Genomic DNA, 23,693 nt, shown 5'->3' with positions numbered 1-23,693 from the left:
TAGAAGCTTAAATAATGGCAGCTTTAGGATGGGGGCATAGGATGTTTGGTTTAGAGACGAAAACTGTTCGTTCGATAGGTGCAAGCTTGCTGGCAATTGGCCTGGCCGCTAGCCAGACTGGGGCAAGTGCTTCAACGCCTTCAGAAAATGAGGGCGAAATAGCCACAGCTACCCCGGCACCAGATATTACAATCTATCATCTTGAAGGCCGTCGATCAGAGCGGATCATATGGTTGATGGAAGAATTGGGCCTGCCTTATGAGCTAAAATATGTTCGCGGTGACCTGATGGCATCTATGATGCAGATTCGCGCCCTCGGTCACGGCATGCCGATGGCACCAACGGTCGTCTATGGCGATGATATCATCGTAGAGTCGGGTGCTATTATTGATACAATCCTATCCCGGCATGCGCCTGGTAAACTCGTTCCTCCAATCGATAGCCGGGCTTATCCGCACCACATCAAATGGATGCATTATGCTGAAGGGTCACTGGCCGCTCGTTTGTTCAGTGATTATCGCGCTTGGCGTGTCAATCCGCCCACGCAGCGATCTATGTTGGTCGACAGTGAAAATGTTGTGCAATATTCCGAGGATTATCTGAAAGAAAATCCATGGTTTGGTGGTCCCGAATTTTCAGCCGCCGATATCATGATGGATTGGCCACTTAACGTCGCGTTTAAGCTGAATTTGGTTGATTCAGCACAGTTCCCCAATATTCAGGCATGGCAAAAGCGAATTCAAGCCCGCCCAGCCTATGTCCGGATGCGCGCAATAGCGACGCCCGATGGAGTGATAGGCGCGTTGCCACCCGTGAAACACCCGCCATCAAACAGCCGAGCGACTTCGCTACCTGGCGCCAAGCCAAAAGAATAATCGCTGCTTGTTTATTGCGACTGAGGCGCTGTCAAATTGCACATCGCTTATGATCAACACTTTGTAAGTGACTCTCATCCGTAGACTGGCCAACGAGCTGTTCGGCTTTTGGAATGCCCTTCTGCTTCTGAGTCCAAAACGAGCTCCGGCTTTATGTTTACTTCATCGCAAAACGAGGTTGTGCTGCAAGAACACAATGTAGCGGCTCGAAAACCCGTGAATCCGTTGTTTTGCGATGCGCTCAGTCTATACGCTTGGGGCAGCCTCACTATTCGCGATATAGTCGACCAGCGAATATAACAGCTTGCCCGCTTTATCCAAAAAAAAGTGTATATTAGACGTCCGCCACCAAGTTGTTTCTAGGATTGTCTGTATCCACAGTTTGTTCGGCATTCTCGGATGCCCAAATCTTCTGGTCGGGCAGGAACGGTGCAATATAGAGCCCCGCCATGGTCATCGGATAATTGGGCGCGGTGCCGATACCGATATTGTCGTGCGGACGCTCGCCTTTCACTTTGTGGAAAGTGCCGAAAAGGATGTCGAAGAGGATGAATTCACCGCCATAATTGCTGTCGCCAACCCCTTTGTCGGGATAATGGTGGTAGCGGTGATTGTCGCCAATCGAGAAGATATACTCCCAAAAACCCAGCTTCAGGTCGATATTGGCGTGCTGGAATATTCCGATAGTGAGCTGCATGAGAATGGCGACCATGGCGACTTCGGCCGTGGGCTGCAGCAGGGCGTACGGAACCGCGAACAGGACCGCCTGCCCCACCACTTCCACCGGATGGCTGCGGATGCCATTGAGCCAGTAGAGCCGCTTGACCGAGTGATGCGCCGCGTGGAAACGCCAGAGGAAGGGTACTTCATGAAGCGCACGGTGCAGCCAGTAGCGGAAGAAATCTTTGATCAGGATGAACAAAAACACTTGGACCAGGGCTGGCCAGTGGGACGGCCAGAGACCATGTCCATATACCTCCATCGCTTCCACCAGCCCAACCAGGAACAGAGTCTGGATTAGATATTTGGCAAAGCCATTCCAGAACGCACCCGAGATAAACATCATCAGGTCGACCGAGGTGTCGTTACCGCCCTCCAGCCAGTTGCGGCTATAGGGCATGAGGCGTTCCAGCGGAGCAACGATCAGGCCGATGACCACTGGAATGAGCGCGAGCGTGGTGATCGATTGCAGCGAAGCACCGGCGTCGGTGGCGGCGAAACCGATGAACATCCCGGCAATCATGATCAGCGGGAACAGGACATGCTGCAAAATGACCTTCAGCCGTGTGCCCTCCAATTTGTACGACAGGCCATCCAGATGCCTGAGCGCCCAGTTCATCGGGCGAACGAGCAGATAGGAAATCAACGTCTCAATGAGGTTGAGCGGAATACCGATCCATTTTTCGAGCATCCAGCCGATCCGGCTATGGGAACGCAGGTTGCGATTCTGGTAGCGGATATGAAATTCATCACTTGTGGCATGGGATGCGGACAGGGGTTTTGCGGTCACGATTCTGGTCCTCAATAGCCCAAATATCGACGGTTCTGAACGAAAAATATAGATATAACGAACATGTTCATTATTCTCATTCGCACGATTAGTCAACCGGCCAACATATTTTTCGAGGAAAAACAAAATGTCCAGTAAACTGATTGTTGTCTCAATCTTGCTCGGCCTGATCGTGTTTCAGGCTTTTCGCATTTCCACGGATGCAGGCGCGTTCGTTGAGATCAAGCCAGTTGACTATGGCCGCTGCGAAAAACTGTATGGCCCCCCGGGTTCGGAAGATATCAATGTGGACCGTATCAATCGTGTTGCCTATATCTCGTCGGGTAATGGCCGCGAGGCATTTGAAAGTTATCGCAGCGGCAAGCCTGGGCAGGTGGCAGATGGCGACATTTGGGTTCTTGATCTGTCCGTGGCCGATAGCCTGCCGCGGCCACTCAAAGTCGATGCCGGCAGTAAGTTTCATCCCCATGGTATCGATCTGCTCACCCTGCCCAGTGGCGCGCGGGAACTTTATGTCGTCAATCATCCGGCCCGCGACCAGCACGAAATCCTGATCTTCACGGTAGGCGCGAATCATGGTTTGACGCTTAAGCGGCGAACCCATTATCCCGAGCTCATCTCTCCGAACGACATCAAAGCGATCGACACTGACCGTTTTTTTGTAACCAACGACCATGGGAGTCCGCAGTCCTCATTCATGGCCCGCGTTGAGGAGTATCTCGGACTATCCTGGTCATCGGTCTCCTATTTTGACGGAAACAAGGGATCATTTTTGTTGCAGGGTCTGAAAAGCGCCAACGGCATCACTGTGTCCGACGATCGGCAAACACTATATGTCGCTGAAGCGCTGGGTCGATCCGTCAAGCGCTACCGCCGGGGAAAATCCAACCGGCAGTGGAAGTTTGCTGACAAGATTTCCGTTGATACCGCTGTCGATAATTTGGAATGGAGCGATGATGGCCGGCTATTATCGGGAACGCATCCCAAGATATTTCCCTTGTTAGAGCATTTTGATGATCCGGCCGCGATTTCCCCGTCACCAGTTATCGCGATAAATGTCCAAAAACCGGAAATGACGGTCGAGACTTTGTATATGAACAACGGATCGGAACTGTCAGGATCAAGCGTTGCTACTTTGCTTGACGGCGAGCTGCTAATTGGCGCAGTTGCGGAGACGCATTTTCTGCGTTGCCGGAATGAATAGTTTGAAAGTCTGATTTTTTATGGCTCGACCCTCAATCTCTCCCGAAAAACGTGCTGAAATGCGCAGCTCTATACGCGATGCCGTCGTCAGGATAGCGCGACAAAGAGCGATCACTCCCAATGATGTTCGGGGATGGAGTGAAATCACCATCAGGGATGTCATCAAAGAGGCCGGTATCTCGATCGGGACATTTTACAAATATTTTGAGGACCGCGCCGACCTCGCGCAAACGCTGTGGTCGATCCCGGTCGATCGCCTTCGCGCAGAGATGCAAACTGACTATGATGCTGCCGGCAGTTCAGAACGGAAAGTCCGCATACTGCTGGAACGCTACGCAGAGTTTGCGATCGCAGATCAAAACCTGTTCACGCACATTTTCCTGTCGGTCCCGGGAGGAAAATATCGGCAACCCAAACAAGTCGAGCTCTGCGATGAACCATTCTACAGCAATCTGAAAGCTGCATTCCTTGAAGGCCAAGAGCGGGGAGATTTCCGGGAATTTGATCCGCATAAGATGGCCCAGATATTCTGGGCGGCCATCCACGGTTGCCTGGCCCTTCCAATCAATCTTGATCGCTTCAAATTCGACAATGCAGAGGAATTTTCGTCAGATATGATTGAAGAGTTGATGGCGATGATCCTGGACGTGTCCCGTCCATAGATTTGCTACAAAAAACCGCTGAAACAGGCTGAAAACAGAACGGCTGTCGGATGGCCAGGACCGCACAGCATTAATGAACTCTTCAGAGTCCGCTTTTGCGCCCAAACCGACACTAGCACTGTGTCCCCTTTATCCCGAAAGCGAACGTTAGCGGGAGTAACCGGGAGCGCTAATCTGCGGTATGATTTCGATCTCGCTCAAACTTTCATAACCAGAGGATCGGGGCTACCAATAACGATTTCTGAACTGCCTTAATTGACGGTATATATAATAAGTGCTAGAAGCGTTTGAGCCGATAAAGGGCTATGTGGATCGACTCCAATACCATTGTGCTTTGCACAATTTTATGACCAAAAAAACAGGACGCAAAAGTGACGGAAACGATGAATGATGAAATTGCGATACGCCCATCCCCGGAAACAGCTCCTGAGAACAACCCCGAGACCGCTGAAAACCAGAGATATCTGGAGGCAAATAACGGGATTCGCAATCTGGAGATAAAGAAGCCCACTGATGTCGAAGGGATTGTCGCGTCATTCCGTCGCGATGGCTTCGTTCTGGTTTCAGACATTCTGAATCCGGAGCAGATTCAGCTGCTGGCAAACGGTTGCAGCGAAGTTATTGACGAGATTTTGAATCTGGACCCCGACAATCTGGGCAATCGCGGTTCCGGCCGTTATTCCTTTGGTGGATCGAGTCTGACCCGCAGCCAGTTGCACCGTCCTGCGTGGCAGATGATGCTCGAAATTCCGCAAGTTTGGACACTGCTGGATGCGCTTTTTGAATCACCTAATTATATCTTGCGCGCCGCAAGTGGCGATTTCTGCCTCCCGGGTACGACGGAGTACCAGCCGCTGCATTCGGACGTGAGCGAATGGAAAGTATCAGGAAAATCATTGTTCAGTTCCTACCACGATCCACGCGGTCAAATCAGCCTGCGTGATTTGCCTTGTCCCTATATTTGCGTGAATTTTCTTCCGCAGGATGTGACGCGGCTGAACGGGCCAACCCGTCAGATACCGGGCACGCAGAATTCTCGGGCACCGATACCAAGTCTCGAACAAGAGCCCGAATGGATGCGCCTTAGCACCGTTTGTCCTGCGCCGGCGGGCAGCATCATGATCCGCGATGTCCGCGCCTGGCATGGTGGTACACCAAACCTATCTGGAAAAGTCCGTTCCATTCCGAATCTGGAATTTTATGCACCGTGGTTTCGGGAGCCTATGGTGCCAGGAATCGGTTACAATGATTTCCAGAAACTCTCCGAACGGGCGCAAGGTTTTACGAGGCATCTGGTTGCGGATTCTGGCGAGGAACTGGTCACCGGCTCAACCCTGCGTGCCCCCTGAACCGTGACGGCGGAAATGGCTCATAAATGAAATATCATACTCTTGGACATTCGGATCTTCGGATCAGCAATCTGTGCCTAGGTACCATGAATTTCGGTCCCCGAACGTCCGAAAAGGAATCGTTCGGCATTCTCAATCAAGCACTCTATTCCGGAATTAATTTTGTAGACACAGCAAACCAATATGGCGGCCATCTGGGCGTGGGCACGACCGAGAAAATTCTGGGTAAATGGTTTGCTGAAGACAAGGCGCGGCGGGAAAAGGTCGTGTTGGCTACAAAAGTATATGAACCGATGTCGGATGATCCAAAAGACCGCGGCCTGTCCGAGCGGCATATATTGGAAGCCTGCGATGCGAGTCTGCAGCGGATGGGGGTAGATCATATCGATCTCTATCAGATGCATCATATCGATCGCTCGGTTCCTCTGGAAGAAACCTGGGGTGCTATGGAGAAACTGATCTCCCAAGGAAAAGTTCGATATATCGGCACAAGTAATTTCCCCGGCTGGGCCATCGCCAAAGCCAATGAGCAAGCCCTGTCACGCGATCAGTTTCAGCTGGTTTCGGAGCAAAGCTTGTACAATTTGATCGAGCGCCGAGCGGAACTGGAGGTGCTTCCCGCATGCCGTAACTATAATGTGGGAGTAATTCCCTGGAGTCCCCTTGCAGGCGGCTTGCTTGCAGGGAAAGACCACAGCACTGGAGGTCGTCGCCAAAGTACAGAAGCACAAATGGCATTCGCGAAACATGCCGATCAACTGACAGACTATCAGGATTTATGTACCGGTCTTGGATTTTCACCCAGTTCCGTCGCCTTGGCTTGGCTGCTTCATCAACCGGGAGTCGCCGCGACCATTATTGGACCCGCCACCGGCAATCAGCTCGCCTCTAACCTTGATGTACCGGATATCATATTAAGCAAGGAAGTGCTGGCAAGGATTGACGAGATATTTCCAGCACAGGGTGAAGCACCGGAGGCATATGCTTGGTAAGCAGCCTGCGGGCTATCCTGCATCGGCATCGACAATATCGCATCTGATAATTTTCTGGTCTTTGACCTTATAATCATGTCCGACAGGACCATCGAACAACAGTTCCTTTTCGGGCGTCCAGACTTTTTCCTGCACAACAACAAAAAAGCCCCCCTCTTTGGGTGTGACGCTTGTTACGTCAAAATGCACAATCGCAATGCCCTTTTGCTTCACCCATGATTCTCGCAAATTTTCCAATCCTTGAACATGGATTTCCTTGGGTTCATTGACCCATTCGACTTGCGGATGCAAAAATCCGGCGACGGCATCGACGTCGCGTGCATTGAACTTCTTATAGAGATTGTGAGCCAATTTTTCATAATCCACGATATTTTCTCCATCCCACTTTCTGTGTCGGCAAGATTTCCGAAACTCGGGTTTGACAGCTGCTGCCAACGCCTCTACCCATAGTTTACGGTTTATATAATAAGTGATGCTGCTATCCAAGCCAATTCTCGGCAAAAGATGCAAAGTCAGGGGACCGGATATATTCTGGGGAGGGAAGTGGCATCGACATGAGTGTGGCGCAAACCAGATTGCCGATGGGGATCAAACTGGCTTACGGCGTCGGTGCCGTTGGCGAGCAAATCTTCTTCGGGATGTTCAACACTTTCATCACGATCTACTATAATCAGGCACTGGGTCTTTCCAACAGTCTGATCGGTGTCGCAATCATGATCGCATTGCTTGGGGATGCGGTCTCTGATCCGGCGGTTGGCATGCTATCGGATCGCTGGCGCTCGCGTCTTGGCAGACGACATCCTTTCCTTTTTGCTGCACCGGTCCCGGTTGCGATATCCGTCTATTCCGTTTTCTCCCCGCCTGAATTTCTGGTCAACAGCGTAGGCGATGGAACGGCATGGCAATTTGCCCTTTTTGCATGGCTTTGCGTCTGGACGATTTTGGCCAGATTGTTTCTGACGCTTTACACGATTCCGCATTTTGCCCTTGGTGGAGAGCTGACCAAGGACGCCAATGATCGCTCGCGACTGTTCAGCATCAATTCGGTATTTGGCTATATGACGGGTGCCTTGTTTGCGTTCACCGCCTGGGGCTATTTTTTGGCAGGCGAGACGCTCAATGCAAACGGAGATTCCATTCCGAAGCATCTCGATGCAACAGCATATGGACCTTTGGTCTTCACGGCTTCCGGGATTATATTGGTTGTAATATTGCTCAGTGCCTGGGGTACATATGGGCGGGTTTCTACATTGAGCGCACCACCCGAGCCAAAAGGCAAGCTCAGCCTGAGAACTTATTATCGCGACTTGAAAAATGCGGCAGAGAACAGAAACTATCTGTTTCTGATCGTCGGCTTTTTCTTCTTCATGCTCTCGGTCGGATTGAACGAAGTCTTTATTATTTTTGTAAACACCTACGTCTGGGAACTAGGCACGGAAGATATGCGTTGGTTTGGACTGGCAGCCGTGCCAGCAATCATTGTCGGTGCGCTGATGGCACCTTCTTTGATGCGGCGATTTGACCGCCGGCCGGTCTTGCTCGTCGCCATTACTGGTGTTGTGGTTGCCGCCCAATTGCCTCTCAATCTGCGGATATTGGGATTATTCCCTGAAAATGATTCTAGCATCCTGTTGCCGTTGTTGCTGTTTCATATGGCTGTAACTGCCGGAAGCGTGGCCGTCGCCGCGGTTTCTGTTCTATCCATGCTGGGCGATATTTCGGATCAGATTGAGCTTGAAAAAGGATTGCGGCAAGAAGGCTTGATCTATTCTGCCCGAACCTTTTTCGCCAAAGCTTCGAATTCGGCCGGGCATTTTCTGGCTGGCATTTTGCTGGATCTGTTCGTGCGGATTCCATTTAATGCGGTGCCAGGTCAATTGGATGACGGTGTGGTTTTCCGATTGGCACTCGTGGGTGGTCCGATCATGGGATTGGCCGCGATTTTGGCGATCCCTGTATATTCCCAATATCGTCTTCCGCGATCGGAGCACATACAGATACTGGAAAAACTGGCTGCCAGAAAAAGACAAGAAGGAGGCGGGTGACCGTGGAGAATACCACTGTAAGATTGGCGGTGCGTCCCGAGGGCGAAATTAATGACCGCACCTTCGTTATAGCAAGCGAGCCAGTTCCTTCCTTAAGCGAAGGAGATATCCGCGTGGCGCTGGAATATTGCTCGGTCGATCCGGCGATGCGCACATGGCTGTCGGAAATCACAAGCTATGTGCCGCCAATGGCGATCGGTGAGTTGATGCGATCTGGTGGCATCGGGGAAATTGTCGAAACAAAATCAGCTGACTTTCAAGTCGGTGACAAGGTGATGGGACGGTTTGGCATCCAGTCCGTTTATTCAGGTTCAACTTTGGACGTGATCAAGCTCGAGTCCACCAATATCGATATCCGCCACTATCTTGGAGGGCTGGGTGGAACGGGTCTTGCGGCCTATTTTGGATTGCTGGATGTTGGTGCGCTTAAGAACGGAGAAACGGTCGTCGTTTCGGCCGCGGCCGGCGCCGTCGGTCATATCGTCGTCCAGATAGCGAGACTGAAAGGATGTAAGGTTATCGGCATCGCTGGCGGAGCAGAAAAATGCAGCCGCGTTATCGAAGAATATGGTGCGGATGCCTGTATCGACTATAAATCGGAACCCCTTGCTGAGAGAATGAAAAACTTATGCCCGGACGGGATTGATGTCTATTTCGATAATGTCGGAGGCGAGACGCTGGAGGCCGCCCTGGATAATATTGCGCTGGGTGCGCGCATCGTCATTTGCGGGGCCATAGGCGAATATGACAATCTGGATAGCGTGAACGGGCCGCGCAATTATCTTAACCTGATCGGCAAGGCCGCTCGTATGCAAGGATATGTGAACTTTCATTTTGCCGAGCATTATGAAACAGCACGGGCAGATTTAATAAAATGGAACCAGGAAGGTAAATTGCAATTCCGCGATCAGACCGAACAGGGGATAGAAAACTTCCCGGCAATCTTGAAGATGTTGTTTGCCGGAAAGAATAACGGCAAATTATTGCTGAAAATCTGATATTATTGTCTCAATGCATCCGTGCGACTGCATATCCCGATATCATCTAAATATTTGATTGTCTGGGAAAAACTTTCCTGAGGTTCCAATAACTGAATGATGTTCCCGTCAGGATCACGCGCAAACTGGACGCGAGCATTGCAGGTCTCGACAGGTTCGCTTATCGCCGTGGCACCGGCCTCAATCATTTGCTCGAAGTCATGGTCCAGATCATCGGTCTCAAGACAGATATGTGTGTAACCCAGGTCGAGCATGGTCGTGCACCTATGCTTGGATGGCGATAGCGGCGAATGAAACTGCCAAAACTCGAGCAACATATTGTCAGTTGGCAACCACGCGCCTTCAAGCTGCGTGTCCCTTAAACCGCCCATCTTATCTGACTGTGGACCCGGTCCCACCATCGAGCGACCCTGCAGGTCCGTTCCCAAAATCTTGCGGTAGAAGTTTATCAATCGATCAAGCTTCGGCGTTACAAAAGCAATATGACCGATCCAGGTGGATTGCTCTACGGGCGCAAAGGGAAGACCTTCGATTTCGATTATATTGCCTTCGCTATCTCGCGCATAGGCATATTGATTGCCGGTGCCCAGATCCAGCGGGTCGGCAATCAGGCTGCCACTGGCGTCCCTGACGCCATCAGCCAACATATCACAATCCCGATTCTGGAGGCAGAAATGTCGAATACCGGATGTGTTGATGGGCGGAACGGTATCTCCCTTGCGATCAGTTACCGAACCTGTTGCTGTGCACTGGATATATCCATTGGGGCCCGCGATTAGCGCGACTTCTATGGGTATGCCTCCCTTGTTCAGGACATCTTGCAAGGGATTATCCGCATCCAGCGTATACCGTGACACAACTGAAAAGCTGGCAACATTTTCAAAGAAAGCGGTGGCGTTGTCCAAATCTGCTACGCCCAATCCAATATGATGCAGCCCAGCAATCATATTGGATCGCTTTCAAAAATCGTGACGCTGCAACCGGCTATCCTGGGAGAGTATATACCGGTTTGCAGCGTCACATACGCCTCCCAGCGATCAGAATTTGGTTCTCAGAGTCACATTCCAGGTGCGTTCTTCGCCCAGGAACTGCGATCGCGTTGTGCCGTCCAGAGCGTTGAATGTAGAACCAAAAATGAAATGCTCATAATCTTTGTCGAAAACATTCTCGACCGAGAAAGTGATACCATAGCGACTGTCCGGACCATCCAAGCCGACACGAAGATTTAACAATCCATATGAGTCAACAAAGGTCGTCGGATCCCGGGCCAGGCTTGTGTTTTTTGAAGATTGCCAGGTCCATTCACCACGCAGGAACCCTTCCAAGTCGGAATTGCCGAGACTCGTCCGATAGTCTCCTACGACTGAATAGAAGAACCGGGGGTTGTCCCGATAACGGATCCCGACCAGATCAGGCCGAGCGGCAAACTCGTTAATCTCGATGTCATTATAAGTGAAGCTCCCAGAAAGTGTGAAGCCCGGCAATGCCGCGGGTTTCAGAAAAAAATCCGCTTCAATGCCCTTGGCTCTGATCTTGTCGATCGAGAGGTTGAGGGTGACTCCGTTGGCATCGGTTGCAATCCCCTGGACATCCCGAACATCCTGATGATAGAGCGCAACATTCACAGCAAGCGCATCATCAAACAGGTTAGCCCGGATGCCGGCTTCCCAAAGTGTGGGAATTTCCGGGGGCAATACCGGCAGGCCGCCTGGAGTGGTTATGGCGGCCACATTGACGCTTTCTGCAACGTCAATACCAGGACCTTTATATCCGCGCGACCAAGACAAATAGGTCATCACCTGATCGGACCAGATATAGCGAGCAATAACCCGACCGGAAAGATTTTCGTCCGTCACTCTTTGGCTGCCGGTCACGTCCGCACCGAAAAAGGCGCCAAAAGGTGCGCCCTGAAGGATCGGACTCGCTACACGTGTATAGGTAGCATCGAGCTTCTCGTTCGTATAGCGACCGCCCAGCACCAGGGATAATTTATCTGTAACATCCACCGTCGTTTCGCCGAAAATTGCAAAACTGTCGGTTTCAACCGTACGATCGGCATTTGTGCGCACGTTGAAAAATGGCGGAAAGGGAAGCGCAAGCTCAATGTCAACCTGACCCTGTGCGTCCAGATCTTGATGGAAATAGAACAGGCCTGCAACAATCGAAACATTGTCGGTGACTTTTCCGTCCAGCCGCAGTTCCTGGCTGTACTGGTCGGTAGAAGAAACGGTGCCATTGCGATTATTAACATTAGAATTGGAAACGCCATCCGCTTCATTAAACTCATCAATCTCCCAGTGCCGCCATGACGAGATGGACGTCAGAGTTAGATCGCCCAACTCCTGTTCGACCGTAAGTGCGAGACCATAGGCTTCCGATTCCTGAAGGATATTCTCGTCGAAAACGGGCACCGATCGATTTTCGGGTCCCGGAACGACGCCAAATTCTGCAAGCGCATCCTGTAACTGGACCGCACCGGGGTTCAGCGCAAAGAGGATGGCCGGTGAAGGATCACCCGCGACCCGATAGGTCGGAAGGCAGCAGTTGTTCTCTTCTGTGACATAGTCTCCTGCCAGCGTGATGTTCAAATCTTCATTGGGCTTGAAAAGCAGTTTTGCGCGCAAGGACAATTGTTCCTTGTCGTTCAGATCAGCTTCTCCCGGAATGGGGTTGTCGTAAACACCATCCCTTGTATTGTAAGTTCCGCTGATGCGGGCAGCGAGTTTGTCCTCGACCAGCGGGCCGGTGACCGTACCGCGGATTTTGATTTCGTCGAAGGTCCCATAGGAAATGTCGGCTTTGCCGCCAAATTCAAATTCCGGTGCTTTGGTCCTGATGTTGATCACGCCAGCAGATGCGTTCTTGCCGAACAGCGTGCCCTGCGGCCCCTTGATGACTTCGATCGACTCGACATCAACAAAATCAAAAAAGCCTTGCGCTTCGCGGCCAAGGACAACGCCATCGATCACGGTTGCTACACTGGATTCAAATCCGTCACTGAAACTGAATGTTGAAATACCGCGAATCTTGGAGCCGGTTGCCCGCGTCGTGTTGAGCGGGGTCAAGTCAAACCCGGGGACAAACCGAACGATATCGCCAACTTCTACAAAGCCGGTCCGCTCCAAAAATTCTTCTGAGATCACGGATACTGCGACTGGCGTTTCGAAGAGGGATTCTGCCGTCTTCCGTGCAGTAACAACAATGACACTTGAATCGGCGGACTGATCTGCTCCAGCCTGCCCATCCCCGCCGATTTGAGCCATTAGCGGCGTCACGGGCAATGAGGTGGTGGCTAGCACCGCCGCCAATATTTTCTTCCTGGTAAGTTTCATATTTTCCTCCCCTGCAACTTTTATCGACAGCGATCTTGGTCTGCTGACGGCTTTGATGGACTTAGATTTCTATTATACGAATTCTCACTAGTCAATTTAATTATATAGACCGTCAGTTAAAAATGGCGGATATGTGACATATTCGTCATATGTAAGCTCCGGACAACCGAGTCTTAATTGACGGGTGCTATAATAATATGCGACAGCGACAAAGGATCTGAAGGGAAAGCGCATTGAGCTATGGCAACGCAATTTAGAGACAAAACAGTTCTCGTAACCGGCGCAGCACAAGGTATTGGTCTGGCGACAGTCAAGAAGTTCGCGGCTGAAGGTGCGAATATTTTTTTATTGGATATCGATTCTTCTTTGCTTCGAGATGCTGCGTCGAAGATTGAAGGCAACGGAACAATTGCAGTTCCCGTCACCGGAGATGTTGCCAATAAAGACACATGGGACAAGGTCAGGAGATTGATTGGAGAGATGTCGGGATCGCTCGATATCGTCATCAACAATGCAGGAATATCCGGACCAAGAAGCCTGCTTACGGATTATCCCGATGATGACTTCGACAATGTCATGCGCGTGAACTGTCGCGGTGTGTTTCTAGGAATGAAATATGGGGTGAACATGATGAACGATGGAGGTTCAATTGTGAATATATCATCCGTTTCAGGGATAGGCGGCGGACAAAAGCTGTTCGCATATAACGCAAGCAAACATGCCGTTATTGGTATGACGAAGGTTGGCGCTTCAGAGCTTGCTTCGCGGAATATTCGCGTCAATGCAATCTGCCCCGCGATGACCGAAACGCAAATGATGCAGAGCCTCGAAATAGAAAAAACCCAAGCAGAGATCAGGGAAATACGTGGGCATTTTACTGATATGATACCGTTGGGGCGTTATGCAGATCCTTCGGAAATCGCCGACGTGATCGCCTTTCTGGCCAGCGACAATTCTTCGTTTGTGAACGGTGCGGTCATACCGGTAGATGGCGGATTGAAGGCACAGTAACCGGTCGAAACATGTTCATCAGGCAGATCTGTCAGATTTCTTTCTGGCTTTCCGACTGTAGTTGTCTTTCATGGCTCCTATGCTGCCCATTGCGAGATTGAGCGTTATTTCCTCAATGCGCTTTCGACTGGCGACACCCCGCGCGATCATGTCGCCAGCTGCCCCTGTCATGCCCATTGCAATTTCCGTAGCTAGCGCCGCTGTTTTCGGAGGAATGTCGAAAGTTTTTGACACTTTCTTTGAAAGCGTTTCGACCACTCGCTGTCTATCCTTGCGATCAAACTCTTCAAACACCTCGGCGACCGATGGTTCGCGCATCAGTCGCTGTATATGGTCACCCGTCTCATCAACATGCCTCAGATATGTGTGGGTGGTCCGGCGGATATAATCCTCAAAGTCCGAAGCCTCGGCCACTGCCTGCGCTTGCAGATCGATGAGCTTGTTCTGTTCGCGGATCAGCAATGCCCCGAGCAGTTTTGTCTGGTTAGGGAAATAGACATAGATTAAAGGCTTGCTGACACCGACCTCTCTTGAAACGCGCTCCATGGACACGGCCGATACGCCTTCCTTGGCGATCAACTCGGCGGTCTTGTCCAAAATAATATTTTTGCGAACTTCCGGACTGAGTCTGCGGTTTTTCTGTTTTTTGTTTTTTGCGGCGACTGACAATTGAAACTCCAACCTGTCATTCAATTATAATTGTGGTCGTATTATTACAATAAGCGCATCGGCGGTACAATTATTTTCAACAGTTTTGCCCCGCAATTTTGCTGAGGCGTCAGCTTCGAGATTATGCAGCAACAAGGCCTGCGTCAGTGTTGCTGTTGCCCAAACGCAAACAGCGTGGGTAGAGGCCATATTCGATCTGGATTTCTTTTAGTGGACGATCAAACTGATGCTCAAAATGCACAAACTGGAGGTTTTTGGCCTCCCGGCCAAAAGTCCAACCATCGGAAATCGCATCCATTGCCGGCTTCATAAGGTCGGGTTCCAAATAGGTCATATGAGCCGTGACCACAGCGATCCACATACCCGCATACGGGTAACTCATTTGCGCCAATCCGAAAGCCTGAAGCGCGATTTCTCCAACCGGATCAGGGTCATAGCCAGTCAACACATGGTGCATGTCATGTGTCTGATATCCCCGCAGCACTTTGTACTGGATCACATCAGGCATTCGCTGCAACCTGCCATCGCTCTTTATCTCTTCATGCAACTCGCGATAGCCAGCGGCTAATTGTTCTTCCAGTTCATTGTCGACTATGAACTTGTAATAGGCTTCACCGAGAGTGGCGGGACCGCAGCTTGCCAGTCTTTCCATGTCAACCGGGGGTGCCAGCCAGCGTTGCTTTGCAAGCGGCCCTTGATCAGGATGTTCTTCTATGGCCGCGACATATTTTTCTATAGCATCCTGGGGGGCTTTCTCCCACCAATCATTAAAGAGCAGGTGCACGCCATAGGCATCGTAATCGTCCACGGAGGTCAGGAATTTTTCCGCAAATTCGCGATCCAATTTCACCTTTTTCATTCCTTTCCAATCTGCGATTGCTTGATTTTAATTTACGGTTTATATAATAATGGTATTCCAGTTGTGTCAATAGACAGCCTGCCGGAACCGAAATAAGGTCCCATGATACGGACTACGAACAAAGGAAATAACATATGAAGAAGCGGCATATTTTCGTCGGTTTTGTGGCCCTTTTGGCCATTGGGGTGGGGGCAACCGCTTACGTTATCTCCCCAACTGTCCACCCGGGACAGCTTGGCGAGGCTCCCGAACTTGGCCGCACCGGTGATTACCCTATTGGTACCGTAGAAAAGGAATATGTGCTTGCTGACCGGACAAAGATAACCGGTTGGGGGGCATTGACCGGGAATCTGGAATCAACGGAGCGCAAACTTGCCGTCCGGATCTGGTATCCCGCCCGGGAAAAAACCGAAGCTCAGTCAGCCCAATATGTGCATCAGATGAAGCTTGCCGGCAAAGAACCGTTTGAAATTGTCAGCAACGGCATTGCTGTTTCTGGTGCAGCGCCCCTCACAGGTGAGAAATTTCCGTTCGTGCTGATGTCGCATGGCTATGGCGGCTGGAGCACCCAATTCAGTAATTTGGGAGAACATATAGCATCACAAGGTTATGTGGTTGCATCAATCGATCATGGTGATGCGATGGCAGACGATATCACTTCTGCCATTCTGTCATTTGGCAATGTGCTGGTCGACCGCACACTGGACCAACGACAGATTATGGACCTGATTGTAAAAGAAGCGAACGGAGCCGCTGAGGGATATGCCTCTTTGATAGACTCTGAAAAACTGGGCCTGATCGGATATTCAATGGGAGGATATGGGGCGATCGCCTCCGCTGGCGCGCCTTATGTTTTTGACAGCGACCTGATGTCCAACATCCCTGAGACAGCGCGGGATAGTCTGAAACGTGCTAATACTGCGCCGCTCCCCATTCAAGCCCTGGTTGCTTTTGCTCCTTGGGGCGGTCAGCCGGACAATCGGGCCTGGAGCGCGGAAACGATGAGCAATATCAATGTTCCTGCATTGATCATTTCAGGCAATCAGGACGATATCGTAAACTATGACGAAGGCGTGACTTGGCTTTTTGACAATATGAAAAACAGCGACCGCTATCTGCTGGCCTACCGGGAAGCGCGCCATAATATTGTCGGCAATGAATTCGAAGTCAGTGACGACATGATTTTCAGTGCGCTGGAATTCTTGAAAGAGCCAGTGTGGCGGAGTGACCGTCTGAACGTCATCAACCAACATTTCGTGACTGCATTTCTGGACTGGAAGCTGAAGGGCGATGAAGACAAAGCCAGTTATCTGAACGTTCCCACAGTTGATTCAAACCAGGCAGACTGGCCTGTCGACTTTGGTGAGCAGCTTAACGGCAAGCTCGCCGGGCCGGAAGAAGAAGGATATTGGCGCGGGTTTCAACGCCGCTGGGCAGCTGGCCTAGAATTGCGCCAAGCCGATGCTGCGGAATGACAAGGAGTATTTGCAATGAAATTATATGACTATTCCGGCGCTCCAAATCCCCGGCGCGTGAAAATATTTGCCGCGGAAAAGGGAATTGATCTGGAACTGGTGCATTGCGATCTGACCAAAAGGGAGCACAAGGCTCCTGACTTTCTCCGGAAAAATCCAAGTGGGAAAATCCCCGTATTGGAATTGGATGATGGCCGATGCATCCCGGAATCGGTTGCCATTTGTCGCTATCTCGAGGTCATTGAGCCCGAACCAAATCTGTTCGGTCGGGATGCTTTCGAACAGGGCCATATCGAGGCGCGAAATCGGCAGATGGAGTTTGAGTTTTGGCGCGAAATTTCAATCTCCTGGATCAACGGTCCAATCGTCGCGGCCATGGGGCTGATAGAGCCCATTCCTGAGGCAAAGGCTCAAAGTGATGAACGAACGCATCAATATTTTGATCGCCTCGACAAGGAATTTGCCGATCAAGAATTTGTCGCCGGTGAACGATTCACGATCGCCGATATCACATTGCTGACAGGCGTCGATTTCGCCGCATCATTGGTGGGCCTGAAACCAGCGGAAGGCCTCGACAACCTCGCCCGCTGGTACAAGCAAGTGTCATCCCGACCCAGTTGTCAGTCGACAAATTCCGCTCCAGGCGCCAGATCATAGGGAAACCTCAACCATGCCCACCAGAATTTTTACAGGATTTGGCGGGCTGAAAATCGTCGCCGATATTTATGGGGATGAGAATGATCCATCGGTATTGTTGTTGCCCGGTGGCATGCAAACACGGCATGTTTGGAAACAAGCCGCGCGATTGATGGCCCAGGCCGGTCGATTTGTGATCTGCCCGGACTTGCGCGGTCATGGCGACAGCGACATATCCGAAGATGGCAATTACACGCTGGATAGCTTTATAGCTGATCTGATCGCAATATTGGCGCAATTGTCATCCCGACCGGTAATTGTGGGATCTACACTTGGCGGCTGGATTGCCCTCACTGCGCTAGGAGAGGCGGAAGTGCCTCTGGCAACGGGCCTGGTTTTAACCAATCCGCCACCGGAAATCAGTTCCGACAATGCAAAAGCTCTTACCCGGGCCGTCGGGAAGAGGGTTGACGAACAGTCTGAAAATGACACTTTTGACCAGAAAATCCTGGATGGTGGTTTTGATTTTGTGGATCTGGAAACCCGGCTTCACAATGCTGCAAAGTATCTGAAATGCCCGACCCTGATAGTCCGGGGTACAGATGACCAAACAAGCTTGCCACAGTCGACAAATGTCCTGGCGGATTTGGTCGCCGATTGTGAAGTGGCCGAAATCGAAGGTGGCGGCCATTATGTAGCTTTTGACAATGCCGACGATTTCAATGCGGTACTTCTGGAATTCGTTGAAAGGCATATTCCGCGAGAACCTCCGGAATATATTTCCGGATCTGATGCGCGAACACTTCGGGATGCCATGGGATGCTTCGCCACCGGCATCACGGTCATCACGACCATCGACCCTCAAGGAAAACCGGTTGGATTGACCGTCAATTCCTTCTCCTCCGTTTCTCTCGACCCGGCACTGGTGCTGGTTTGCCTGGATCAGGGTGCCAATACATTGTCGGCGTTTCAGAATGCCACAGCCTTTGCGGTGAACATATTGCACATCGGTCAGCAACCCATATCCAACTTGTTTGCAACCAAAGATGCGGATCGCTTTTCCAACATAGATTGGGAGAAATGGGATCAAGGCGTTCCGGTAATCGCCAACTCTCTCGCAAATTTCGAATGCATTACCCGTAGTATGATCGAGCAAGGCGATCATATTATATTTGTCGGCGAAGTGGTTCGCGCCAAGTTCGAGCAGCGGCGTGACCCACTGCTATATTATTCGGGCAAATACAGGCGGTTACATTTTAATTAAACTTGGTTTTATCCAGACCCAACCATCACTTGGAAATGAGCGTTTCAATCCCGCCATTGATAAATTTGATGACGTCATTGATCATCTTTGTTCGATCTCCGCCATATTGCCGCCAATGCATCGCGGCCGCCTGGGAAGCCCCGGCACTAAAAACCACGATTTTGGCGGCCTGTCCTCGGCTTACCGAATAGGCTTCCATCGTTCGCTGGACTAAAATGGGGGCCACATCTATCTTTTTTCGCAGCTTGGCCTTGTCGATTCCGTTCTCGATATCAGGCTGATTACGCAGAATGGACAGAATATTTCCATTGGCCACTTCATCAAAATTTGTTCTTACGGAAATGCGCAACAGATGCTGAAAATCTTTGTCAACGTCCAATTCCTCAAGAACCTCGGTATAATAGCGCACGATCTCCCGCTCGGTCAGTTCCTGCAAGAGTGCGAGGCGAGTATCGAAATATTTGTAAATCAACGGGTTACTTACTTTGGCTTCTTTGGCGACAGCTTCCATCGTCAGGGAGGCGAAACCTCTTTTCAGGATGATTTCCTTGGCGCAATCGAGCAACTGCATACGTCGGTCTTGAGGTGACATACGCGAACGTTTCGGTTTGGTCAGACTGTTCATAGACCGAAGCATAGGCCAACCTTGGGCGGACTCAATGTCAATTTTCCTTTCGGAACGTCCCGAACCAATGGAGACTCAGGTTTTCGAACCTAAAGTCCCATCAGATCTTCAAAATTCTTGCTGTAGAAACGATCCAGTTCCTCCGATGTTGCATCAACCGCATCCAGGCTCCGTTCAAAATCACCGAATGGATCACTACCGCCTTCTGGGTGCGGATAATCCGTGTTGAACATCAGGATATCCTTGCCAACATTACGCAATACCCAGCCGGTATCTTCCATATGGAACGGGGTCACCCGAACCTGGCGCCGGACATAATCGGACGGTTTGATTGACAGATCGCGAAGGGCAACATCAAATTTTCCCAGTTCCTTCACGCCCATATCGAGATTCATCATCATTGCAGGAATCCAGTTTGATCCCAGCTCGATCAGGCCGATTTTCAGCTTTGGAAACCGCTCCAATACACCGTCATAGATCATGCAGGTCATCCAGCGTTCAATCGAATGATGCAGGACATTTAGATCCTTCGGCTTGGTGGTTTCGATGTTGAAAGCACTACCTTCCAGATTCCGCTTCACACCCGTATTCATATATTCATCGGTCATGTTTGCGCCGCTGCCAATATGCAGAACAATCGGCACGCCAGCCTCTTCCATCATCACCCAAAGCGGATCATAGGAGCGATGTGATGGTGCGCGACCATCAACGGCATCGGACAATAACCAGATCGCCTTGATACCGAAATCAATCGCCTGCTTCAGGCTGACCAACGCTTTTTCGGGATCAGCGAGGGATATGAACCCCACCGGCAAAAGGCGATCATCATCGCAACAGAAGTCCGCCATGCCCCGGTTTAGTGCTTCCGAACCTTCATAGACCAGGCGCAGATCCTTCGATTTGGCAAAGCGGGAAAGCCCGGCCAACGGGAAAACCAGCTGTGACTGAATGCCCATGATGTCGAGAGCTTCGCTGCGTTCTTTTTTATCGACGGCGCCATAGGCTGCAAATTGGTTCAGTTTAACCTTGTGGCCGAAAATATTGGACTTCAGTTCTTCAGTCAGGTCTGGCGTGTTGCCAGCCAGTCTTTCATCCGCGGCTTTCAGCAGCGGTTGCAATCCCGGCAATGTCTTCGGAATCAGGCCTTCCGACATATTCTCCTTCACATAATCGCTGCCATAACCGGCAAGCCAGTCAAAAGCGTCCGTGATGTGACTGTCCGCATCATGAACGATCCGCCCCACCCGGTGAGAGCTCTGTGGTTTTTCATGTGTCATCGTCGTGGCCATCGGTTTCGTCTCCGTCATTGATATTGCCTTTACCGGCTTTGCTAGTTAGCTATTATATGATATCTATAATAAGAGTCAACCGTATTTTGAGTCCAGAGGTAGCAGCCGGCGTGCTTCTAAAAAGGAACCGTTGGACGCTCGGCAAGCAAATCCCGTCGCTGGCCAGAATGTCCGGCTGCCCTATTCGTTGACCGATGGCCTTGATGGCAAAGCGCTATTGCCTGTTTCCGGCGCCCTGTTTTGGCCCGAGGGCACGGCACCACAGCGCGGTTGACCGCTCATAGCATGGACATAAGGATAGCGGATGCAAACATCTTGGCTGCAAAATCCCGAACGCCAACTCTAGCTTAATTTTGTCATGGCTAAAGGCTTGATTGGCCCCTTCCTCAAATGAACCGTCTCAAGTTGGACTAGACTGTCTGTCAGTGTTGCAATTTTATATGCATGCACTTAGCCTCGTATTTCTGCAGAATGTAGGAGGAGGCATATATGTTGAAATGGGGCGTCCGAATTGGGTTGGTTCTTCTGCTGGTGCTTGGCACGTCCTATTTGTTTCGCGAACAAATCATATTTGCAGTGATGAAATCACAAATGGAACCAGCAAACGCATTCGATCCAGCACAAGTTCCCGCTGAGTTAAATTATGCTGACAAAGACGCGTGGGCTGCATTACCCAGTAAAAAGGATGGCGCAGATTTCATTCCTGATCAACTCAACGGACAACAGCAGCCTTCTGATGTCGCGGTATTTTTCCTGCATCCAACGACCTACCTATCGGACGCGGGCTGGAATGCGCCGACAGATGACCCGGAATCGAGCGAATTCCGGGATGACCTGGTGATGCGCGCTCAGGCAAGCGCATTCAATGGTTGCTGCGAGGTTTATGCACCCAAATATCGCCAGGCAACGCTTTGGTCATTCATGGATGAGACCGGCTCCGGCGATAAAGCGCGGGCATTTGCCTTTGCGGATGTTGAGCGAGCGTTTGATGCATTTCTCAAACGTATTGGTGATCGGCCTTTCATTGTTGCTGGGCATAGCCAGGGCGCGGATCATGTGGTTCGGCTGCTGAAGGCCAAAATTACGGGAACATCGTTGAAGGATCGCATGGTCGCTGCCTATCCGATTGGGTTTGGCATCAATCCTTCCGATATGAAAGCGGCTGTGGCTGACATTCCTGTTTGTGATACGCCTCAGCAGGCGGCATGCTATGTCACCTGGAATTCGCTCGGCCCAAAGGCGAAGCCCTTTCCCGATTATATCGGCGCTGTTTGCGTCAATCCGCTCAGCTGGACAACCGATGGAAAGTCCGTAGCTGCAGAACAGAATATCGGCTCCCTGTCAGTCGGGGATAAGGTTCGTTACGAGGCTGGCGTAACCGGTGCTCAATGCCAAAGTGACCGGCTTCTTGTTGGTGATTTCCAATCCGATATGTTCGACAATTTGCCAGTAAACATGGGAGAGGATAACTATCACCTGATAGATTTTTCACTGTTCTACGGCAGCATCAGGAAAAATGCGCAGGACAGAGTCAAAGCGTTTCTTTCCGCAGAGTAATCAGCAGCCCGTCCGTAATATCCCGAAAGCGCACGTTACAGGTCATATCTCATATTAAACGTCTCCCGTTCATCGACGAAATCCGAAATGACTTGGAACAGTGTCTCTGGATTTTCCAGTTCTGCAAAATGGCCGAGTTCGTCGAATGAAACGGCGGACTTTAGAAGAAACCCGGAGACGCTGTAACCAGTTTTCTGTACTTTGAATGATCTCCAACATAAGGTTAGAGACGGCCAGCTAGCTAGAATGAGTAATATGCAAACATACGAAACGGTAGCAGACGTAAATGCGTTCGACACTTTTTTGCGTAACATTCGCATCCAGGTCGATGGGACTGCTTAGATTGTAGATTTGATCCCGTCTCGAGTGTTGATAGCTTGCCTGTATTTCATTCTATGCATCGGACTTACGGGTTCTATTGCAGAAACTCAATTTGTCTAATTTCTTGGCTCTACGGTTGCAATCCAATCAATCACAGCATCGACATAGCCACGCGGCAATCTGTGTTTGCTATCAAACTCCACTCTAGTCAGTTGTTCGCCACCGGCTTTTTCCAATGCATCGTTGTCGGCCGGGCTGGCGAACTGGTCCTGGCTTGCGGTGATCAAGAGCCATTGGGCCTGCACCTTGCTGGCATGAGTGATGGGCGCAACAATCTTTGCACTTTGCGCTGCGGGCGGCACCATAGTGACAATATGCGTCACTTCCTTATGTTTCGCCGCAAATAGCACCGCCATTTGCGCACCCATGCTGTACCCCGCTGCCAATATGTGTTTGGGTGGTCCGAAATTTTTGTTCACTTTCGCAAGCAATACATCATAGTCGCTCAAAGTACCTTCAATCATTGCCAGATAAGGCTCCGGCTTTCCTGAGCGCAGGTTTTTGAGCCGCTCAAGCGGTTTCATATCATCTTTTCGGGCACCATGGGATCGCGCGTCCAATGCCACAACCCGATATCCCTTGCTGATCAAATCTTTGGTGATCAGGTCGGTATAGGCACCGTGATTATCGGCAAGCCAACCCAGACTAGAACCGGTCATGCCGTGCATCAATATGGCTAGAGGCGCGTCTTTTTCTGTCTTTATATTTTGATAAATGAAACCAGTAATCCGGTTCCCATCAGGTGCCTCCAAAGCAAGCTGTTGAACATTGGTTTGTGCAAATGCACCGGCGCTGCCCAAGAATGTCGCCGGGACTACCAAGGCAACCATTATTGCTATCAATATTTTTTTCATTGGAATCTCCATCATGTTTGGAGACCTGTTAGCGCTGCCAACGTCAAACCAGTGTCAAACAAAACGCAAGGAGATATGCGGACGACCGTAGCCGTCCTTCTGACACT

General features: G+C 50.7%; 22 protein-coding genes. 13 read left to right on the top strand and 9 right to left on the bottom strand.

Annotated features, from left to right (window positions below; all coding sequences use genetic code 11):
* Positions 1–41: 41 nt before the first annotated feature.
* On the top strand, positions 42–875 hold the full coding sequence (locus tag DK507_RS06985) for a glutathione S-transferase family protein (RefSeq protein ID WP_162558948.1): 834 nt from the start codon (positions 42–44) through the stop codon (positions 873–875).
* A gap of 334 nt (positions 876–1,209) precedes the next feature.
* On the opposite strand, the gene DK507_RS06980 is transcribed toward DK507_RS06985, so the two are convergent.
* The gene (locus DK507_RS06980; RefSeq protein ID WP_162558947.1) at positions 1,210–2,385 is read right to left on the bottom strand and encodes a sterol desaturase family protein; all 1,176 of its coding nucleotides are present in this window, start codon (positions 2,383–2,385) and stop codon (positions 1,210–1,212) included.
* Between the two features lie 127 nt (positions 2,386–2,512).
* Here DK507_RS06980 and DK507_RS06975 point away from each other — a divergent pair, with 127 nt between their 5' ends.
* From DK507_RS06975 to DK507_RS06960, 4 genes are all read left to right on the top strand, one after another.
* A complete protein-coding gene (locus tag DK507_RS06975; protein WP_109355678.1) occupies positions 2,513–3,589 on the top strand; it encodes an SMP-30/gluconolactonase/LRE family protein in 1,077 nt (358 codons plus the stop codon).
* 19 nt (positions 3,590–3,608) lie between these two features.
* Positions 3,609–4,250 carry a TetR/AcrR family transcriptional regulator gene (locus tag DK507_RS06970; RefSeq protein WP_109355677.1) on the top strand — a complete coding sequence of 214 codons (642 nt, stop codon included), beginning with the start codon at positions 3,609–3,611 and terminating at the stop codon, positions 4,248–4,250.
* Between the two features lie 371 nt (positions 4,251–4,621).
* Positions 4,622–5,599, top strand: a complete 978-nt coding sequence (locus DK507_RS06965) for a phytanoyl-CoA dioxygenase family protein (protein WP_162558946.1) — start codon at positions 4,622–4,624, stop codon at positions 5,597–5,599.
* Between the two features lie 26 nt (positions 5,600–5,625).
* Entirely contained in the window at positions 5,626–6,591 is a 966-nt protein-coding gene (locus tag DK507_RS06960; RefSeq protein WP_109355675.1) for an aldo/keto reductase, read from the top strand.
* 12 nt (positions 6,592–6,603) lie between these two features.
* Here DK507_RS06960 and DK507_RS06955 read toward each other — a convergent pair whose 3' ends face one another.
* The gene (locus DK507_RS06955; RefSeq protein ID WP_109355674.1) at positions 6,604–6,957 is read right to left on the bottom strand and encodes a nuclear transport factor 2 family protein; all 354 of its coding nucleotides are present in this window, start codon (positions 6,955–6,957) and stop codon (positions 6,604–6,606) included.
* Between the two features lie 188 nt (positions 6,958–7,145).
* On the opposite strand from DK507_RS06955, the gene DK507_RS06950 reads away from it, so the two are divergent.
* Positions 7,146–8,636 (top strand): MFS transporter, encoded by a 1,491-nt coding sequence (locus tag DK507_RS06950; protein WP_109355673.1) that lies wholly within the window; start codon positions 7,146–7,148, stop codon positions 8,634–8,636.
* Positions 8,633–9,634, top strand: a complete 1,002-nt coding sequence (locus tag DK507_RS06945) for an NADP-dependent oxidoreductase (RefSeq protein WP_109355672.1) — start codon at positions 8,633–8,635, stop codon at positions 9,632–9,634. The genes DK507_RS06950 and DK507_RS06945 overlap by 4 nt, the downstream gene beginning before the upstream one ends.
* 2 nt (positions 9,635–9,636) lie before the next feature.
* Here DK507_RS06945 and DK507_RS06940 read toward each other — a convergent pair whose 3' ends face one another.
* Complete coding sequence (locus DK507_RS06940) at positions 9,637–10,581, bottom strand: VOC family protein (RefSeq protein WP_109355671.1); 945 nt, start codon at positions 10,579–10,581, stop codon at positions 9,637–9,639.
* Between the two features lie 90 nt (positions 10,582–10,671).
* A complete protein-coding gene (locus DK507_RS06935) occupies positions 10,672–12,966 on the bottom strand; it encodes a TonB-dependent receptor (RefSeq protein ID WP_109355670.1) in 2,295 nt (764 codons plus the stop codon).
* A gap of 240 nt (positions 12,967–13,206) precedes the next feature.
* Here DK507_RS06935 and DK507_RS06930 point away from each other — a divergent pair, with 240 nt between their 5' ends.
* Complete coding sequence (locus tag DK507_RS06930; protein WP_109355669.1) at positions 13,207–13,977, top strand: SDR family NAD(P)-dependent oxidoreductase; 771 nt, start codon at positions 13,207–13,209, stop codon at positions 13,975–13,977.
* Between the two features lie 18 nt (positions 13,978–13,995).
* Here DK507_RS06930 and DK507_RS06925 read toward each other — a convergent pair whose 3' ends face one another.
* Positions 13,996–14,646: a TetR/AcrR family transcriptional regulator gene (locus tag DK507_RS06925; RefSeq protein WP_162558945.1), complete on the bottom strand. Its 651-nt coding sequence runs from the start codon at positions 14,644–14,646 to the stop codon at positions 13,996–13,998.
* A gap of 121 nt (positions 14,647–14,767) precedes the next feature.
* Positions 14,768–15,505 carry a Coq4 family protein gene (locus DK507_RS06920; protein ID WP_109355667.1) on the bottom strand — a complete coding sequence of 246 codons (738 nt, stop codon included), beginning with the start codon at positions 15,503–15,505 and terminating at the stop codon, positions 14,768–14,770.
* Between the two features lie 134 nt (positions 15,506–15,639).
* On the opposite strand from DK507_RS06920, the gene DK507_RS06915 reads away from it, so the two are divergent.
* From DK507_RS06915 to DK507_RS06905, 3 genes are read left to right on the top strand one after another with little or no spacing between them, the layout of a single operon-like run.
* Positions 15,640–16,980 (top strand): prolyl oligopeptidase family serine peptidase, encoded by a 1,341-nt coding sequence (locus tag DK507_RS06915; RefSeq protein WP_109355666.1) that lies wholly within the window; start codon positions 15,640–15,642, stop codon positions 16,978–16,980.
* A gap of 15 nt (positions 16,981–16,995) precedes the next feature.
* The gene (locus DK507_RS06910) at positions 16,996–17,637 is read left to right on the top strand and encodes a glutathione S-transferase family protein (RefSeq protein ID WP_109355665.1); all 642 of its coding nucleotides are present in this window, start codon (positions 16,996–16,998) and stop codon (positions 17,635–17,637) included.
* Between the two features lie 13 nt (positions 17,638–17,650).
* The gene (locus tag DK507_RS06905; RefSeq protein ID WP_109355664.1) at positions 17,651–18,880 is read left to right on the top strand and encodes an alpha/beta fold hydrolase; all 1,230 of its coding nucleotides are present in this window, start codon (positions 17,651–17,653) and stop codon (positions 18,878–18,880) included.
* A 25-nt stretch (positions 18,881–18,905) separates the two neighbouring features.
* Here the strand turns inward: DK507_RS06905 and DK507_RS06900 are convergent, their stop codons facing one another.
* Positions 18,906–19,505: a TetR/AcrR family transcriptional regulator gene (locus tag DK507_RS06900; protein ID WP_162558944.1), complete on the bottom strand. Its 600-nt coding sequence runs from the start codon at positions 19,503–19,505 to the stop codon at positions 18,906–18,908.
* 89 nt (positions 19,506–19,594) lie between these two features.
* Entirely contained in the window at positions 19,595–20,812 is a 1,218-nt protein-coding gene (locus DK507_RS06895; protein ID WP_216822353.1) for an amidohydrolase family protein, read from the bottom strand.
* Positions 20,813–20,924: 112 nt separating this feature from the next.
* On the opposite strand from DK507_RS06895, the gene DK507_RS17825 reads away from it, so the two are divergent.
* Together DK507_RS17825 and DK507_RS06890 are read left to right on the top strand one after the other, a co-directional pair.
* Complete coding sequence (locus tag DK507_RS17825) at positions 20,925–21,068, top strand: hypothetical protein (RefSeq protein ID WP_162558943.1); 144 nt, start codon at positions 20,925–20,927, stop codon at positions 21,066–21,068.
* Between the two features lie 215 nt (positions 21,069–21,283).
* On the top strand, positions 21,284–22,351 hold the full coding sequence (locus DK507_RS06890; RefSeq protein WP_109355662.1) for a DUF3089 domain-containing protein: 1,068 nt from the start codon (positions 21,284–21,286) through the stop codon (positions 22,349–22,351).
* Between the two features lie 437 nt (positions 22,352–22,788).
* On the opposite strand, the gene DK507_RS06885 is transcribed toward DK507_RS06890, so the two are convergent.
* Complete coding sequence (locus tag DK507_RS06885; protein ID WP_162558942.1) at positions 22,789–23,586, bottom strand: alpha/beta hydrolase; 798 nt, start codon at positions 23,584–23,586, stop codon at positions 22,789–22,791.
* Between the last annotated feature and the right edge of the window lie 107 nt (positions 23,587–23,693).

The organism is Sphingorhabdus sp. EL138 (assembly GCF_900258045.1).
GTDB lineage: Bacteria > Pseudomonadota > Alphaproteobacteria > Sphingomonadales > Sphingomonadaceae > Parasphingorhabdus.
The sequence above is the reverse complement of the archived record's forward strand: the minus strand, read 5'-3'. Positions and strand labels throughout refer to the sequence as shown.

What these genes read in the sequence shown, in the direction of transcription:
- DK507_RS06935 (WP_109355670.1), bottom strand. Translation starts at nt 12,966, where the DNA reads ATGAAACTTACCAGGAAGAAAATATTGGCGGCGGTGCTAGCCACCACC.
- DK507_RS06950 (WP_109355673.1), top strand. Translation starts at nt 7,146, where the DNA reads ATGAGTGTGGCGCAAACCAGATTGCCGATGGGGATCAAACTGGCTTAC.
- DK507_RS06900 (WP_162558944.1), bottom strand. Translation starts at nt 19,505, where the DNA reads ATGAACAGTCTGACCAAACCGAAACGTTCGCGTATGTCACCTCAAGAC.
- DK507_RS06915 (WP_109355666.1), top strand. Translation starts at nt 15,640, where the DNA reads ATGAAGAAGCGGCATATTTTCGTCGGTTTTGTGGCCCTTTTGGCCATT.
- DK507_RS06885 (WP_162558942.1), bottom strand. Translation starts at nt 23,586, where the DNA reads ATGAAAAAAATATTGATAGCAATAATGGTTGCCTTGGTAGTCCCGGCG.
- DK507_RS06970 (WP_109355677.1), top strand. Translation starts at nt 3,609, where the DNA reads ATGGCTCGACCCTCAATCTCTCCCGAAAAACGTGCTGAAATGCGCAGC.
- DK507_RS06985 (WP_162558948.1), top strand. Translation starts at nt 42, where the DNA reads ATGTTTGGTTTAGAGACGAAAACTGTTCGTTCGATAGGTGCAAGCTTG.
- DK507_RS06975 (WP_109355678.1), top strand. Translation starts at nt 2,513, where the DNA reads ATGTCCAGTAAACTGATTGTTGTCTCAATCTTGCTCGGCCTGATCGTG.
- DK507_RS06890 (WP_109355662.1), top strand. Translation starts at nt 21,284, where the DNA reads ATGTTGAAATGGGGCGTCCGAATTGGGTTGGTTCTTCTGCTGGTGCTT.
- DK507_RS06960 (WP_109355675.1), top strand. Translation starts at nt 5,626, where the DNA reads ATGAAATATCATACTCTTGGACATTCGGATCTTCGGATCAGCAATCTG.
- DK507_RS06905 (WP_109355664.1), top strand. Translation starts at nt 17,651, where the DNA reads ATGCCCACCAGAATTTTTACAGGATTTGGCGGGCTGAAAATCGTCGCC.
- DK507_RS06920 (WP_109355667.1), bottom strand. Translation starts at nt 15,505, where the DNA reads ATGAAAAAGGTGAAATTGGATCGCGAATTTGCGGAAAAATTCCTGACC.
- DK507_RS06910 (WP_109355665.1), top strand. Translation starts at nt 16,996, where the DNA reads ATGAAATTATATGACTATTCCGGCGCTCCAAATCCCCGGCGCGTGAAA.
- DK507_RS06895 (WP_216822353.1), bottom strand. Translation starts at nt 20,812, where the DNA reads ATGACGGAGACGAAACCGATGGCCACGACGATGACACATGAAAAACCA.
- DK507_RS06930 (WP_109355669.1), top strand. Translation starts at nt 13,207, where the DNA reads ATGGCAACGCAATTTAGAGACAAAACAGTTCTCGTAACCGGCGCAGCA.
- DK507_RS06940 (WP_109355671.1), bottom strand. Translation starts at nt 10,581, where the DNA reads ATGATTGCTGGGCTGCATCATATTGGATTGGGCGTAGCAGATTTGGAC.